Annotated in this window: 12 protein-coding genes; 8 read left to right on the forward strand and 4 right to left on the reverse strand. The window is 63.5% G+C overall.

Annotated features, from left to right (window positions below; genetic code table 11):
* Window positions 1-51 precede the first annotated feature (51 nt).
* On the reverse strand, window positions 52-1674 hold the full coding sequence (locus tag ACYVL5_RS03510) for a methyl-accepting chemotaxis protein (RefSeq protein ID WP_460594171.1): 1623 nt from the start codon (window positions 1672-1674) through the stop codon (window positions 52-54).
* A gap of 292 nt (window positions 1675-1966) precedes the next feature.
* Here ACYVL5_RS03510 and ACYVL5_RS03515 point away from each other — a divergent pair, with 292 nt between their 5' ends.
* Together ACYVL5_RS03515 and ACYVL5_RS03520 are read left to right on the forward strand one after the other, a co-directional pair.
* Window positions 1967-2389 (forward strand): PaaI family thioesterase, encoded by a 423-nt coding sequence (locus ACYVL5_RS03515; RefSeq protein WP_460594172.1) that lies wholly within the window; start codon window positions 1967-1969, stop codon window positions 2387-2389.
* A gap of 309 nt (window positions 2390-2698) precedes the next feature.
* Window positions 2699-3157 (forward strand): hypothetical protein, encoded by a 459-nt coding sequence (locus tag ACYVL5_RS03520; RefSeq protein WP_460594173.1) that lies wholly within the window; start codon window positions 2699-2701, stop codon window positions 3155-3157.
* Between the two features lie 81 nt (window positions 3158-3238).
* Here ACYVL5_RS03520 and ACYVL5_RS03525 read toward each other — a convergent pair whose 3' ends face one another.
* Window positions 3239-4327 (reverse strand): rhomboid family intramembrane serine protease, encoded by a 1089-nt coding sequence (locus ACYVL5_RS03525; RefSeq protein ID WP_460594174.1) that lies wholly within the window; start codon window positions 4325-4327, stop codon window positions 3239-3241.
* 234 nt (window positions 4328-4561) lie between these two features.
* Between ACYVL5_RS03525 and ACYVL5_RS03530 the strand changes: the two genes are divergently transcribed.
* The gene (locus ACYVL5_RS03530; RefSeq protein WP_460594175.1) at window positions 4562-5356 is read left to right on the forward strand and encodes an NAD(+)--dinitrogen-reductase ADP-D-ribosyltransferase; all 795 of its coding nucleotides are present in this window, start codon (window positions 4562-4564) and stop codon (window positions 5354-5356) included.
* Window positions 5357-5417: 61 nt separating this feature from the next.
* Here the strand turns inward: ACYVL5_RS03530 and draG are convergent, their stop codons facing one another.
* Entirely contained in the window at window positions 5418-6320 is a 903-nt protein-coding gene (gene draG / locus ACYVL5_RS03535) for an ADP-ribosyl-[dinitrogen reductase] hydrolase (protein WP_460594298.1), read from the reverse strand.
* Window positions 6321-6824: 504 nt separating this feature from the next.
* On the opposite strand from draG, the gene ACYVL5_RS03540 reads away from it, so the two are divergent.
* From ACYVL5_RS03540 to ACYVL5_RS03560, 5 genes are all read left to right on the forward strand, one after another.
* A complete protein-coding gene (locus ACYVL5_RS03540) occupies window positions 6825-7721 on the forward strand; it encodes a radical SAM protein (RefSeq protein ID WP_460594176.1) in 897 nt (298 codons plus the stop codon).
* Between the two features lie 10 nt (window positions 7722-7731).
* Window positions 7732-8532, forward strand: a complete 801-nt coding sequence (locus ACYVL5_RS03545; RefSeq protein ID WP_460594177.1) for a GNAT family N-acetyltransferase — start codon at window positions 7732-7734, stop codon at window positions 8530-8532.
* A 74-nt stretch (window positions 8533-8606) separates the two neighbouring features.
* On the forward strand, window positions 8607-9419 hold the full coding sequence (locus ACYVL5_RS03550) for an electron transfer flavoprotein subunit beta/FixA family protein (protein WP_460594178.1): 813 nt from the start codon (window positions 8607-8609) through the stop codon (window positions 9417-9419).
* 18 nt (window positions 9420-9437) lie between these two features.
* Complete coding sequence (locus tag ACYVL5_RS03555) at window positions 9438-10745, forward strand: FAD-binding protein (RefSeq protein ID WP_460594179.1); 1308 nt, start codon at window positions 9438-9440, stop codon at window positions 10743-10745.
* Between the two features lie 111 nt (window positions 10746-10856).
* The gene (locus tag ACYVL5_RS03560) at window positions 10857-12827 is read left to right on the forward strand and encodes a (Fe-S)-binding protein (RefSeq protein WP_460594180.1); all 1971 of its coding nucleotides are present in this window, start codon (window positions 10857-10859) and stop codon (window positions 12825-12827) included.
* A gap of 156 nt (window positions 12828-12983) precedes the next feature.
* On the opposite strand, the gene ACYVL5_RS03565 is transcribed toward ACYVL5_RS03560, so the two are convergent.
* Complete coding sequence (locus tag ACYVL5_RS03565) at window positions 12984-14513, reverse strand: S10 family peptidase (protein WP_460594181.1); 1530 nt, start codon at window positions 14511-14513, stop codon at window positions 12984-12986.
* Window positions 14514-14529: the final 16 nt, after the last annotated feature.

Here is a 14529-nt window from a genome sequence, read left to right on the forward strand (position 1 = left end):
GCTCCGGCCCCTCCCTGCGTGGGAGGAGGGGCCGGGCCGGTTATGGAGGCGTCAGCTTAACTTGAACTGGGTGACGAGGGTGCTCAGGTTGTCGGAGAGGCTGGCCAGTTGGGCGGCGGCCACGGAGGAGTCCTGGGAGCCTTGGGCGGTGCGTTGGACGACGTCCGAGATCCTGGTGATGTTGCCGGTAATCTCGCTGATGGTGGCGGTCTGCTCCTCGGCAGCGGTGGCGATCTGGTTCACCTGCATGCTCACCGCGTTGATCTGGTCGAGGATCTCCTGGAGGGCGTTCCCCGATTTGGCAGCCTCCTCGGTTCCCTGTTTGACCTCCCGCACCCCTTCCTCCATCGCCGAGACCGCTCCCTTCGTCTCGGCCTGGATGGCCTTGATCATCTCGCTGATCTCCCGGGTCGCCTTGGTGGTCCGCTCCGCCAGGGCCCGCACCTCGTCGGCCACCACGGCAAAGCCGCGTCCCTGTTCGCCGGCCCGGGCCGCCTCGATGGCGGCGTTCAAGGCCAGCAGGTTGGTCTGATCGGCGATGTCCTCGATGGTCCCCACGATGGCGCCGATCTGGTCGGAGCGCTCGCCGAGGCTTTCCACCGTCCGGGAGGTGGCGTTCACCCGGTCCGCGATGCGGTTCATGATTTCCACGGTCTGGGAGACGACCTGGGCTCCCGCCTCCGCCGCGTTGCTCGCCTGCTGAGAATTCCTGGCCGCCTCGTGGCAGTTCGCCGCGATGTCGTTGGAAGTGGCCGACATCTCCTCGCTGGCGGTGGCCACCGTCTGGGTCTGGAGGGCGACCTGCTCGGCACCGTTGGCGATCTCCTCGGAGGTCGCGTGGAGGTGGCTCGACGAGGTGGCGATGCTTTGGGATATGTCGGTAGTCTGGGAGACGATGTCCCTCAGGTTCTGCACCATGTTGTTCATGGCCGCCATGAGCTGGCCGGTTTCGGTTTGGTCGATGCCGGTCACTTCCACGGTGAGGTCGCGCTCCGCGATCCGGTCGGCGGTGGCTACCGCGGTGTAGAGGGGCTTGGTGATGCTGTTGACGATCCAAAATGCCACCATCCCGGCCACCGCCATGGAGGTTATCACCAGCGCCACGATCATCAGCCGCGCCCTTTTTACGCCGCTCATGGTGGCGTTTCCGTCCACCTTGGCCTTTTCCTGGATGTAGGTCTGCAAATCACCCAGCGCTGCCTGGTATGCGGTCCGTAGCGGCTTCACATCGGCGAGCGTCCGCTGGGCCTCCGCCTTCCTCCCATCGTTCAGATACCCGATGATCTTGTCGCGCACCGCGAAGTACGACGCCCGCCGGTCGGTGACATTCTGCAGGAGGGCCTTCTCCTTGTCCGTCGTCAGGGTAGCCTTCAGCATGTCCAGGGTCTCGGTGCCGCTCTTCTTGTTGGCACCCATGGCGCTGAGCTCTGTGCGGACCACGTCCGGTGCGTCCGCCAGCACCGCCTCGTCCATGTGCAGGGCGCTGTTGGCGATGTTGAGACTTATCTGCCCAACCCCCTTTATCTGGGGGATGCGGGTGTCGAGCAGGGTCACCAGGTTGGTGTTCAACGAAGATATTGCATAAAAAGCTGTAAGTGCTACAACTGCCGAGGCCGCTATGATGATGCCAAAGCCGATGAACAGTTTCATCTTGATCTTGAGGTCGGTCTTCATGCTGATACCTCCGCTGTTCCCGATTTGACGCACGTTATGGTGTCGGCACATCGATCGTCCTCCACCTCTTTGAGGATGGGAGGAAGGGCGCGGCCGTGTTAGACGGCTTGGTACTTTTCGCGTCGGTCGAAGGGGGCGGACACCTTCTGAGAAGGAGCCAGTCTCCCCCCCCCTCATTGACGGGGGATTTAGTGGGTAGGTAAGGGGTTGTTTTCGATACGAAAGTCTAATTTGAAAAAACTAATAGTCAAGCCGGCTTCTGGTGTTTAACCGGAAGGGCATGGAGGATGCGATGGATAATGAATTGGTGAAAGCGATCTTTAGGGGGGTGGAGAACGAGCCCTTCGCGCGGGCCTTGAAGATGGAGCTGGTCGAACTGGAGGAGGGGCGTTCGGTGGTCGAGATGGATTACGACCCGAAGGTGATGGACAACCTCTTTGCGCGGATGCACGGCGGCGCCATCTTTGCCCTCATCGACGAGGCGTTCCAGACCGCGTGCCAGACGGTCGGGAGCACGACGGTGGCCATGAGCGTCAACGTGAATTACGTAGCCAGCCCGGAAACAGGCGCTCGGCTGCGGGCTGAGGCGGTCGAGGTGAGCGGCACCAAGCGGACCGCGACCTATGACATCAAGGTCCGCGACCAGCAGGGGGAGTTGATCGCCGTCTGCCAGGCGCTCGCGTTCAGGACAGGGAAGCCGCTGCCGTTTCTGTAGCAACAGTCCGGGACCCCATCCTCACCCCAACCCACCCCTTGAAGGGAGGGTGAAGTGCCCTTATCCGCGGTCCGATGCCTTGCCGCAGAATTTGCTAATCGGGAACTATGTGATTCATTATAAGAGGAGATACCAAGGGATCGGGTATCATCTCCCGGCCGGCATCGTCCCGTTTTCACACCGGGTCCGGAGAGTGTCCGAGAAGTGGAGGTACCAATGAGAGGAGCTTTTACGAGGATCGCGGAAACTGGTTTAGTTGCGGCCCTGCTGACAGCCGGTAGTGCATCGCTGGCCGCCGCTGAGGTAAGCGTGAACGTGAATCTGGGTCCACCTCCGATCGTGGTGGCGCAGCCGCCGGAGGTGGTCATGATGCCGAGTACCGGTGTCTACTTCGTCCCCGGTGTCGAATTCGATATCTTCTTCTACAACGGCTACTGGTGGTCCCCCCGCGGCGACCGCTGGTACCGGGCCCGCGCCTATAACGGCCCCTGGCGCGTTGTGTCGCGGCGGGGAGTGCCCGGTCCCGTTTACGGTGTTCCTCGGGACTACCGGCGGGTTTACATGCACGAGCGGCACATCCCTTACGGTCAGTGGCGCAAGGAACATCGCGGCGGACATCCCGGGGAGGCGAGGGAGCATCGTGGCGGGCCGCCGCGCGGTGAATTCCGCGGTGAGCATGGCGGCGGGCCCGGAGGGCGCGAACATGGCGAGCGTGGCGGCCATGGGCACGGAGAAGGGCGAGGCGAGCATGAGGGCCACGGCAGGTAATCGGGCGTGGCGGTGAGTGCCGCCGGCAAGTCAGGAGATGGCGAGGGGCAGGCCGGAAGATCGGACCTGCCCCTCGTCGTTTCAGTCAGCGAGCAGGATGGCCGCGCACCACGCGCCGACCACGAGGGCTGCGCAGGCGACCGACAGGAAGAGGTTCAGGCGTGGACCCGGGCGCCCGTAGCGTGCGACCAGCGGCTCGACCGCCAGCCCGAGCAGGAAGCCGAACCCGAACCCGAAGAGGTGGGCGCCGAGGTCGGTCTGCTTTCCCTCGCTTCCCAGGAGCACGAGCAGCGCCAGTGCGGCCGCGGCCGGAGCCAGCCACCGCTTTCTGACGTGGTGCCGGTAGCGGGCCACGGCGAGGGCGCCGAGCAGGCCGACCGCGCCGAAAACCGAGGTGGAAAAGCCGACCGAGCTGTGCCCCCTGAGCTGGAAGTAGGCGTTCGCGAGGTTCCCGAGCACCCCGCTGGATAGGATGAGGGTCCAGGCGAGCCCCGATCCCAGGTCTCCGCAGAGAAAGATGATGAAGACGCTTCCGATGCCGATGTTGCTGAAAAGGTGTACCCAGTCGGCGTGGAGGGTGAGGGCGGTGACCACCCGCCACCATTCGCCGTCCATGATCGCCCCGGCCTGCGCCTTGCCGATCTCCACCCAGTCCGGCTCCTTACCCGCAATGGTCACCGGCAAAAGGGTGATGTTGTAGAAGATGGCCAAAAGCAACAGCACCGAAAGGGCGGGGAGGGCGTTCTCGATCAGGGGACGGACCGCCGGTGGCGTCGGGGGCCAGTTCCTGTTCTCGTCGACATACGACTTCAGTTCGGCGACCGCCTGGCGCTGCTTCGAGGCGGGCACCAGGAGGTAAAAGCCCCCCTCACCCTGCTCGACCCGGCAGGTTATGTAGCGCGATTCCAGGACCAGCGACCAGAGATGAGCCCGCTTCGACGGGATTGCACCCCTTATGAAGCGGTCGACCTGGTTGGGGGCGATCTCCACCCACTCCTCCTGGGCGGGGACGGAGAAATCCGGCACCGGCGCGGGGATGGAAGGGGAGGGGGGCGACGGCACTTCCTCCGGCGGGAGGCCGGCACCGTGCTCGCACGACTCCGTCTCCGGGCGTCGCAGCAGGTAGCCGAGCCGGTAGCGGCGGTGGGGTGCTCCGGGTGATCTTCTCATCGGGGCACGTGTACTCTCTCACCGGCAGCCGGCGTCGATTTCATGGTCATGGAAGGCTCCTGGGTTCTGCCGGTAATATAGTTGCGCGGTCTCCTAAAATCAAGGGAGGGAGAGCTTCTTTGCTGAGAGAATACCTTAGCCAGCTATAACTTGACTTAACCCGTAACTTGATTTACATCTGAGCCTGCATCACCGTCAACGGCGCCGGTGTTATTGGAGGCCGTCGACCGAGTTATGCAGACATCGTTCAATCACTGTAATCTTCCCCCCTGGGTAATCGCCTCCCGGCACTTCAATGACAATCCGCAGCCCCTCGAGATTCAGGGCGTGCGGGCCGCCAACCGTTTCCTCTTCGACAAGCTCGATACCATCGCCTCCGTTGACGAACGAGGCTCAATTTTCAACGACTACATGTCGGTGAAGTTCCAGCTCCACCAGTGGCAGGAGCAGGGGACCGACACCGCCAGAAAGAGCCTGAAGAACAGCTACCTCCGTTTCCTGCGCGGGTGGATGATGGACTCCAACTCCCCGGAGGGGGCGGTCCTGAAGGGGTGGGTGGAGAGCCGGATGGGACTTGCGCCGACCTTTCACCGGACACGGATCGGCGGCATCCACGACGAGGAGTATCTCCAGTACGCCGTCGACCGGACCAAGGGGAGCGCGCGCACCTCCGCCATCAATTCGCAGCTCGATCTGCTCTACGAATACTGCCAGTACGAGTTGGCCAAGCGCTACCCGGGCCAAAGACACCTCACCCTCTACCGCGGCACCTTCGAGCGGAGCGAACACGACGTGCTGGAGGTCCTCTCCAAGCGGGAGGAGATCGTGAGGCTCAACAACCTCAATTCGTTCACCACCGACCAGGAGCGCGCCTGGGAGTTCGGGTTCATCGTCTGGGAAACGCAGGTGCCGCTCTCCAAGATCTTCTTTTTCGATCACCTGTTGCCGAATTCGATCCTGAAGGGGGAGGGGGAGTGTCTGGTGATAGGCGGGGAGTACCGGGTGAAGCGGCTGCTCTGCACGGTTTAAGGGCCGCCCCTGGAGATGGCCATAGGACCGCGTGGGCACGGGGTGCCCACCCTACGGTTCGTTAGGGACCGAAGAGGGGGGACAGTTTTACCAGCCGGTCGGCCAGATCCCTCAGCTCGGCCACGAGCTTCTTGTCCATCTTTTTCAGCCAGCGAGCGGGAAGGTATTCTTCTCCGAAGTAGGCTCCCGCCAAGGCTCCCGCGATGGCGCCGGTGGTATCGGCGTCCCCACCCTGATTGACCGTCTCGACCACGCACGATTCGAAGGAGCGCGCCCGGAAGAAACAGTGGAAGACGGTCTGCATGGTGTCCACCACGTAGCCGGTGGCGAGCCCTTTGTAGGGATCGAAGGTGAAGTTGGGGAAGCGGGAGATTAAAAGATCGACCTCCCTGCGGAGCTGAAGGAGGGACTTTCCGGTCAGCGCCATCTGGAGGAGTTTGCCGACCGCCAGGCAGGCGGCGTCCGAGAGCGGCTGGTTGTGGGTCAGGTGGGCCTGTTCGATGGTGCAGCGCTCCAGCAGCTCCTGGTCGGACAGGGTGCAGAGCGCCACCGGGAGCATCCTCATGGCGGCGCCGTTGCCGCCGTCCCATTCGTTGGGGGGCGTTTCCAGGGTACCCTTCAGGAGGTAGTTCCGGATCCCCCGGCGGCAGGTGTCGCCCACGTCGATCGGTTTCGACTTCAGCCAGTTGGCCAGGTTGTCGGCGATCGCGGAAAGTTTCCATCCCCCGTGGTCCGCAACCGCCCGGGCGAGGCAAAGCGACATCTCCGTGTCGTCGGTGACCTGCCCCGGCTTGAGCCTGAGCCATCCTCCTCCCACCATCTCGTTGAGGACGCCGTACTTGTCCCTGATCTCCTGGCGGGTCAGGAATTCTGCCGGTGCCCCCAGGGCGTCCCCCATAGCGAGACCGAGGAAGGCGCCCCTGGCCCGGGAAAGGATCTCTTCTCTGGCGGCTAGGCTGTGCATGCCGCCGGAAGATGCAATAAGCACTCCGTCTAATCATCACAGCCTGGCTCGGCGTCTCATCCATCCTCCTCGCCGCCGGGCTCAGGAAATCGTCCCCGACCGGAAGTCTGCTCCCAGCGTAGCTCCACAGTCGTTCCCTCTCCGGCTATTGCTCATCGTGGCCTTGCCCCGCCTTCCCCTTTTTCCGCCGCTTCCCGCCGGATACCTCCTTCTCCCCACCCCCATATCAACGGCGCTGCCCAAAAATTAATCGCTTCACCGCCACGAGAAGCAGCGCTTTCATGCCGCCTTCGGTTTTTACGGTACGTCCGGGACCGGCCAAAACTCCCCTAATTCCGGGGCCACCGGCCGTATACGCCACACTGGCACGTAAAATGCTCGGGAGAGCCGTAACGGTACAACGGGGTATCTGAAGTAAAAGGCAACGAAGCCCGGCGCAGAGCAGATCTGTGCCGGGCTTTTTTCTTTGGGTCCCGAACGCACGGCAGCAAAAGGAGGAACACCATGGCTTCGTCTTGCAAACAGATGCAGAAGATTCAGGGACACCCATGCTTCGGCGGCAACCACCAGAAAAACGGCAGGATGCACCTGGCAGTCGCGCCCAAGTGCAACATAAAGTGCGGCTACTGCACCCGCCGCCACGACTGCGCGAACGAGTCCCGGCCGGGGGTGACCAGCCGGCTCCTCACCCCGCAGGAGGCGATCGTCAAGGTGCGCGAGGTGATGGCCAGCCCGATAACCGGCCCGATCATCAAGGTGATCGGCATCGCCGGCCCCGGCGACCCTCTTTTCAACGAAGAGACCTTTGAATCCTTCCGGCTGGTTGGGGAGGAGTTCCCGGAGCTGATGAAGTGCCTGAGCACCAACGGCCTGCTCCTTCCCGACCGGATGGCGGATCTCAAGGCGATCGATCTCCACAGCCTCACCGTGACCCTCAACGCCCTCGATCCCAGGGTGGGGGCGCGGATCTATTCCCACGTCTACTACCGCGGCGTGCGCTACAGCGGTGAGGAAGGGGCCGCCATCCTGGCCGCCAACCAGCTCGAGGGGCTTCGCCAGGCGGCGGAAGCGGGATTCACCATCAAGATCAACACGGTGGTCATCCCCGGCGTGAACGACCAGGAAATCCCGCTCATCGCCCGCAAGGTGAAGGAGCTTGGCGCCTTCGTCATGAACCTCATGCCGCTCATCCCGCAGGCCGATTTCGCCGACCACGCGCCTCCCACCCCCGAGAAGCTGGAGGAGTTGAGAAGCGCCAACGAGCAGATCATCGGCCAGTTCAAGCACTGCAAACAGTGCCGGGCCGATGCGGTGGGGCTGATCGGCCAGGACCAGCAGCTCGCCAAGCCCGCTCCCCTTCCGCAGGAACAGCCGCTGCAGGAACTTCACCTGTACCAATAGGAGGCCCCCTATGGTCTACCAGTTCGTCGAGACCGACATCGGTCCCTTCCTGGGGCTGGCCCGCGAGGAAGGATGGATCTGTGGAAGGTGGGAATTCGAGTTCCTGCTGGAGCAGTTTCCCGCCGGCTGTTACGTGCGCCGCGAGGCGGGGAACGCCCTCGGGTACGTGACCTCGGTGAGGTACGGCGACAGCGGCTGGATCGGCAACCTCCTGGTGCTTCCGGAGGCCAGGCGGCGCGGCATCGGGAAGGCGTTGATGGAGCTTGCCATCGAGGCCCTGCAGGAGAACGGGACCAAGACGATCTGGCTCACCGCCTCCGAAAAGGGGGCGAGCATCTACAAGAGGCTCGGGTTCGTGACGGTGGACAGGGTCCAGCGCTGGGTGGGGAGCGGGCGGCCGGGCAGCGCTGCAAGCGCCGAGGCTCCCGATCTCGACCTGGTGGTGGAGATGGACCGGGAAGGGTGGGGCGACCGCCGGGCCTCCCTGCTGCGGACCACCTGCGGGCGCGGCAAGGTCTTTTCCAACTCCGGCGGATTCGTCTGCTGCCAGTCCTGGAAAAGCGGCATGCAGCTGGGTCCCTGGGGGGGAGTGGTCGGGGCCGAAGCGGAGGAGCTTTTGGACACCGCCCTGGCGGGCGCCGGGGAGCGGGTCTTCCTCGACGTCCCGGCAGGGAACCGGTTGGCGGGTGCTCTGCTCGCTCAACGAGGATTCGAGGTTTGCGGGGATAACCTCCTGATGTATCGGGGAATCGAGCCCGGATATCGCCCGCAGCACGTCTTCAGCCTGGCCAGTATGGGAAGCATGGGGTAATGAGGTAAGCGGGTACGGCGGTAAGCCGGTATGCCGCCAACAATAAGGCAACAAAGGCAAGGGAGGAACGAACAATGATCGTGGTCGCCTGCATCAAGCAGGTCCCGGACACCACCCAGGTTCAGATCGATCCGGTGACCAACACGCTGGTCAGGGAGGGAATCCCCTTCATCATCAACCCCTACGACACCCACGCCCTGGAGGAGACCCTCAGGCTCAAGGACAGCCATGGTTTCAAGGCGGTGGCCCTCTCCATGGGACCCCCGAACGCCGAGGCCGCCCTCCGGAAGGCTCTGGCATTGGGCGTCGACCGGAGCATCCTCCTCTCGGACCGGGTCTTCGGCGGCGCCGACACCCTCTCCACCAGTAACGTCATCTCGGCCGCCATCCGGAAACTCATGGATGACGACGAGATCGGCATCGTCTTTTGCGGCAAGCAGACCATCGACGGTGATACCGCCCAGGTGGGGCCGGGGATCGCGGTGCGGCTCGGTTTCTCCCAGTTGACCCTGGTGGACCGGATCGAGCGGATCGATACCGAGGCGAGGACCATCACCGTTCGCCGCAAGCTCGAGGGGCGCTACGAAATCGTGGAAGCGAGGCTCCCGGCCATGATCACCGTGGTGAGGGAACTGAACCGTCCGCGCTACCCGACGGTCCCCATGCGGCTTGCCTCCGCCAAGGCCGAAGTCGAAAGGTGGAGCAACGAAGAACTGAAGCTGGATGTCAATTCGGTGGGGCTCAAAGGCTCCCCCACCTGGGTAAGCCGCATCTTTTCTCCCCAACGCGCTCAGGGGGAAATCATCGGTGACGGCATGAATGACCCGGTTTCGGCTGCGCTCATGCTGGTGGACCGTCTCGTCGAGGGGGATCTGCTGGCGGTTTAAAAAGGAAAGGGTGAACCAATGACTGAACCGAAAAAAGTAAAGAAGCCGCGCGGGAAGGCGAGGGTGGTGACCGGCAGGTGCGTCGCCTGCGGTGCCCGCTGCCAAAGCGCCTGCCCGGTTGACGGCGTCGAGATGAGCGAGGCGGGCGAACCGGTCATCCTGGTGGAGAAGTGCATCGGCTGCGTGAAGTGCGTCAAGGCCTGCCCCGCCGGCGCGCTGGAGATGTTCTACACCCCGGAGGAGCTCGAGATTCTGGCCGCCCTCGCCAACAAGGGGGAGGAGGACCTCGACGAGGAGGAGCTCGCCCGCCGCAAGCTGGTCGATTCCTACCGCGGGGTCTGGGTCTTCATCGAGCAGAACTCCGGAGAGGCGGCCCGGGTTTCCTGGGAGCTGACCGGGGTGGGGCGCGAGCTGGCGGATTCCCTCGGCGTGGAGCTGACCGCCATCGTCATCGGGGAGAAGATCGGCCACTTGGCCACCGAGGCCTTCAGCTATGGCGCCGACTGCGCCTGCCTGATCGACGACCGGGTCTTCAGCCAGTACCGGACGGAACCGTTCCTGGACGCCATGTGCTACCTGATCGGGAAGTACAAGCCGGAGGTCGTCTTGATGGGCGCCACCGGGATGGGGCGCGACCTGGCGGGTGCGGTGGCGACCCGCGTGAAGACCGGGCTCACCGCCGACTGCACGGGGCTCGGCATCGACGACAAGCGGAACCTGATGCAGACCCGTCCGGCCTTCGGTGGGAACATCATGGCCACCATCATGTGCGACCGCTTCCGGCCCCAGATGGCCACCGTCCGGCCGCACGTCATGCCGATGCCCGAACGCCGTCCCGGCGCCACCGGGAAGGTCATCACCGAGAGCTACACCATTTCCGAGTCCTCCATCTTCACCCGCGTGCTGGAGGTGATCACCGACAAGAGTGGCAAGGACAAGGTGGACGTGGCCGGTGCCGAATTCATCGTCTCTGGCGGGCGCGGCATGATGGCCAAGGAAAACTTCGGGATGCTTGAGGAATTGGCCGATCTCCTGGGGGGCGTGGTGGGAGGCTCCCGCAGCGCCGTGGACGCCGGATGGCTTCCCCAGGACCGCCAGGTCGGGCAGACCGGGAAGACGGTGCGCCCGAAGATCTACATCGCCTGCGGGATCTCCGGCGCGATCCAGCACCTGGTAGGGATGCAGGATTCCGACGTCATCATAGCCATCAACCGTGACCGCGAGGCCCCCATTTTCGAGGTGGCCACCTACGGCATCGTCGGCGATCTCTTCCAGGTGGTCCCGGCGCTGACCGGCCGCCTGCGGGAGCTGAAAGAGGCCCGGTAAAGCCCCTCGCCACTGCGCCCTCTCCCGCCTTGAGAGGAGATATACCCTCGCCCCTTTAGGGGAGAGGGGAGAATGGAAACCATATATTTTTGCGCCGAAACGGAGCCTTCCATGCAACAGACACTATTTGCCGGAATTCTGGTAGCCTCACTAGCAATCTTCGCCTTCAGCTGTTATCGGCGTCTCGCCCTGGTGTCGGTCGGCACCGGTGAGTACCGCTTCGACCATCCGATGACCCGCCTGAATGAAGTGCTGGTCTACGCCCTCGGCCAGAAGCGGGTGATGAAGCGCCCCTTCGGCATCAACCACGGGGTCATCTTCTGGGCCTTCCTGGTGCTGACCCTGGCCAACGCCGAGTTCCTGATCTCGGGCGTCTTCCCGAGCCTCAATTTCACGCTGCTTCCGCCACCGCTGCACGGGACCCTGTCGCTTTTATTTGAGCTCTGTTCGCTCGCTACCCTGGCCGCCGTCTCCCTGGCTTTCCTGCGGAGAATCTTCAATCCCCCCTACGAGGAGGCCCGCACCTTCGAGGCCTTCTTCATCCTCACCATGATCGCCGGGCTGATGGTGGCCTATTTCGGCGTCCACGCGGCCGAGATCGCCATGGGAGAGGCGTCCCCCTCCTTCTGCGCTCCGGTTTCCTCGCTGCTGGCGAGCCTTCTCAACCACACATCCCTCACCGGCCAGCTTCCCGTCATCAAAGCCGTCAGCTGGTGGGTCCACGCCGTGCTGCTCCTTTCCTTCATGAACTTCCTTCCCTACAGCAAGCACATGCACATCCTGACCGCCATTCCCAACGTCTTTCTCCGCTCGCTGGGCAAGGTCAATTCCCAGCCGCGTGAGGAGTTTGCCGAGGGGAGGTCGTTCGGCGCCAGTTCGGTGGACCGCTTGAGCTGGAAGGATCTCCTCGACTCCTTCTCCTGCACCGAGTGCGGCAGGTGCCAGAATTCCTGCCCCGCGGCGGCAACCGGCAAGCAGCTCAATCCGCGGATGCTCATCCACGCCATCAAGGAGAGCCTGCTCGGTAACGGCAGCGCCCTCCCTTCCCCAGTTGATGCCGCGGCCGCCAACTCCGCCGCCTCCCTGATCGGGAAAGGGGAGGGGAAGGTGAGCGAGGCGGCCCTCTGGAGCTGCACCTCCTGCGGGTCCTGTATGGAATCCTGTCCGGTCTTCATCGAGCACCTTCCCAAGGTCGTCAAGCTCAGGCGGCACCTGGTGGAGATGGAGGCCCGTTTCCCCGAGGAGCTCCTGAACCTCTTCGAGAACATGGAGCAGCGCTCAAATCCCTGGGGGATGGCCCCTTCCGAGCGGAGCAAGTGGTGCTCCCAGCTCGACCTCAAGCCGTTCGAGGCGGGAAAGACCGAGTACCTCCTCTTCGTCGGCTGCTCGGGCGCCTTCGATGCCCGCAACAAGCAGGTGACGGTAGCGCTCACCAAGGTGCTGGATGCGGCTGGGGTCTCCTACGGCATCCTCGGCAAGGACGAGAAGTGCTGCGGCGAGAGCGTCCGCAGGCTCGGTAACGAGTTCCTGTTCGAGACGATGGCCAACGAGAACGTGAGCCAGCTCCGCAGCCGCGGCGTCACCAAGGTCATCACCCAGTGCCCGCACTGCTTCAACACGCTCAAAAACGACTACCGCCAGTACGGGTTGGAGCTGGAGGTGATCCACCACACCGAATTCATCAAGGGGCTGATCGACCGTGGCAGCGTCGAAGTAAAAGGGGGCGGGGACCTCGGCCGGGTTGTCTTCCACGACTCCTGTTACCTCGGGCGTCACAACGAGGTCTACGAGCCGCCGCGCGAGGTGATCAGGCAGGTGACCGGGAAGGCCGTCCACGAGCTTCCCCGCAACAAGGAGAACGGTTTCTGCTGCGGGGCCGGTGGGGGGAGGATGTGGCTGGAGGAGCATGAAGGGACCGCGATCAACCGCAGCCGCGTGAAGGAGGCGCTGGACCAGAAACCCGCCACCATCTGCGTCAGCTGCCCGTTCTGCATGACCATGTTCGAAGACGGGATCAAGGAATTCACCGGGGTGACCACCCAGGTGAAAGACATCGCCGAGGTTGTCGCCCAGAGCCTATGAGCTCATCGATTCGGATAATGTACGGGCAAGCTCGCTGACGCGAGGCAAGAGTACCTATAAAGGCAAAGAAAGGGGATTAGGCAGGTTTAGCCTAATCCCCTTTCTTATAGGTCTTGGGGGAACCGTCGGCATTCTCTTTGACAGGGGGGGGTAAGCTTACTTCAGAGCCTTCCCGATAAAGTCTGCGGCGTCCTTCTTCAACTGTTCCAGTGCATTCAGCTCGAGATACATCATGTGGCCGGAGCGGTACTGCTTCATGGTGATGTTCTTCTTGAGGTCCGGGGTGATGCCCAGGTGAGACATCGTATAGGCGGTGGCCATGTGGGGGGTGGCGAGGTCGAAGAGTCCGGAGGCGGTCATCACCTTCATGTACGGGTTCTTCGCCATCGTGTTCGCCAGGTTGTCGCTCGTGTCGGCGTAGGAGTTCTTGGCCTCCCAGTCCCAATGCGGGATTCCTCCTCCCAGGCTGAAGTACTCCAGGTCGGTCTGGTAGGAGAGTTCCTCGCCCAGGTACTTGTTGACCATGGCGGTGAACGGCGGCCGGATGGTGGTGATGGTCGGATCGAAGCCGTGCGGGGCGGCCGGCACCACGTTGTCGGCGGTGAGCCGGCTGTCCATGATCCCCACGATGCGGGAGCGGTCCCGCAAAAGTTCGGTGGCGAAGATCCGCTGGTCGATCCTCAGGTTCCTGTTGTCGATGAAGGCCGGGGAGAGCCCGGTGAAGCGGGCCATGGTCTCCACCACCCGACGGCGCTCCTCTGGTGTGAGGCGGTCCCCCTTGTTGAGGGCGGAGAGGTATTCCCCGCCGGCCCACTGCTCGGCGGCGGCGAGCGTGGCGTCCAGGTCCTTCTGGAGATCCGGAGCCAGTTTCCCGTGGTACCAGGCGGTCGCCGTGTAGCTGGGGAGATAGAGCTCATAGGGGAGGTCGTTGCCGTTGTCGAAGGAGATGGTCTGCATGTTGAGCACGGTGGAGATGAGGATCATCCCGTTGAGGGCCTGGCCGTGCTCCACCAGCCGCTCGGAGAGCCCCGCGCAGCGGAAGGTCCCGTAACTCTCGCCGACCAGGAAGACCGGCGATCCCCAGCGCTGGTTGCGGGTCATGTAGAGCCTGACGAACTGCCCGAGCGACTCGATGTCGGCGCGCACGGCTGCGTACTTCTTGGCGCCGTCCGGCTTCACCGCCCTGCTGTAGCCGGTTCCCACCGGATCGACGAAGACGAGGTCGGCGAAGTCGAGCCAGCTCTGGTCGTTGTCCACCATCTTGAAGGGTGGGGCGGGCATGTTGCCGTCGGGGAGCATGACGACGCGGCGGGGCCCGATGGCCCCGAGGTGGAGCCATACGGAGGCGGCGCCCGGCCCTCCGTTGAATACGAAGAGCAGCGGGCGCCGTTTGGCTGATTCGGGCTTCTCTGCGGTGTAGGCGACGTAGAAGATCTCGGCGTCGGTCTCGCCGTTGTCGTTTAACACGGGAAGGGTGCCGGCGGTGGCCCGGTAGGCGATCTCCTTGCCGGCGATCTTCGCGCGGTGGTTGGTCACCACCGTTTTGGTCGGGGGGAGGAGGGGCTTTTCCTGGCTCCCCTTTTCGGCTGAAGCCTCCTTTGCGTCCCCCGGAGGCGCCGCCATGGCCGTTACTGCCGAAAAAATCCCCATCCAAAGGGCACAGCCAACCAGAAGACCTCTTACCAAGCTCCTACCTCCCTTC

The sequence above is a fragment of the Geomonas sp. Red276 genome, from assembly GCF_054784495.1.

What these genes read in the sequence shown, in the direction of transcription:
- ACYVL5_RS03510 (WP_460594171.1), bottom strand. Translation starts at nt 1,674, where the DNA reads ATGAAGACCGACCTCAAGATCAAGATGAAACTGTTCATCGGCTTTGGC.
- ACYVL5_RS03515 (WP_460594172.1), top strand. Translation starts at nt 1,967, where the DNA reads ATGGATAATGAATTGGTGAAAGCGATCTTTAGGGGGGTGGAGAACGAG.
- ACYVL5_RS03525 (WP_460594174.1), bottom strand. Translation starts at nt 4,327, where the DNA reads ATGAGAAGATCACCCGGAGCACCCCACCGCCGCTACCGGCTCGGCTAC.
- ACYVL5_RS03530 (WP_460594175.1), top strand. Translation starts at nt 4,562, where the DNA reads ATGCAGACATCGTTCAATCACTGTAATCTTCCCCCCTGGGTAATCGCC.
- draG (WP_460594298.1), bottom strand. Translation starts at nt 6,320, where the DNA reads ATGCACAGCCTAGCCGCCAGAGAAGAGATCCTTTCCCGGGCCAGGGGC.
- ACYVL5_RS03540 (WP_460594176.1), top strand. Translation starts at nt 6,825, where the DNA reads ATGGCTTCGTCTTGCAAACAGATGCAGAAGATTCAGGGACACCCATGC.
- ACYVL5_RS03545 (WP_460594177.1), top strand. Translation starts at nt 7,732, where the DNA reads ATGGTCTACCAGTTCGTCGAGACCGACATCGGTCCCTTCCTGGGGCTG.
- ACYVL5_RS03550 (WP_460594178.1), top strand. Translation starts at nt 8,607, where the DNA reads ATGATCGTGGTCGCCTGCATCAAGCAGGTCCCGGACACCACCCAGGTT.
- ACYVL5_RS03555 (WP_460594179.1), top strand. Translation starts at nt 9,438, where the DNA reads ATGACTGAACCGAAAAAAGTAAAGAAGCCGCGCGGGAAGGCGAGGGTG.
- ACYVL5_RS03560 (WP_460594180.1), top strand. Translation starts at nt 10,857, where the DNA reads ATGCAACAGACACTATTTGCCGGAATTCTGGTAGCCTCACTAGCAATC.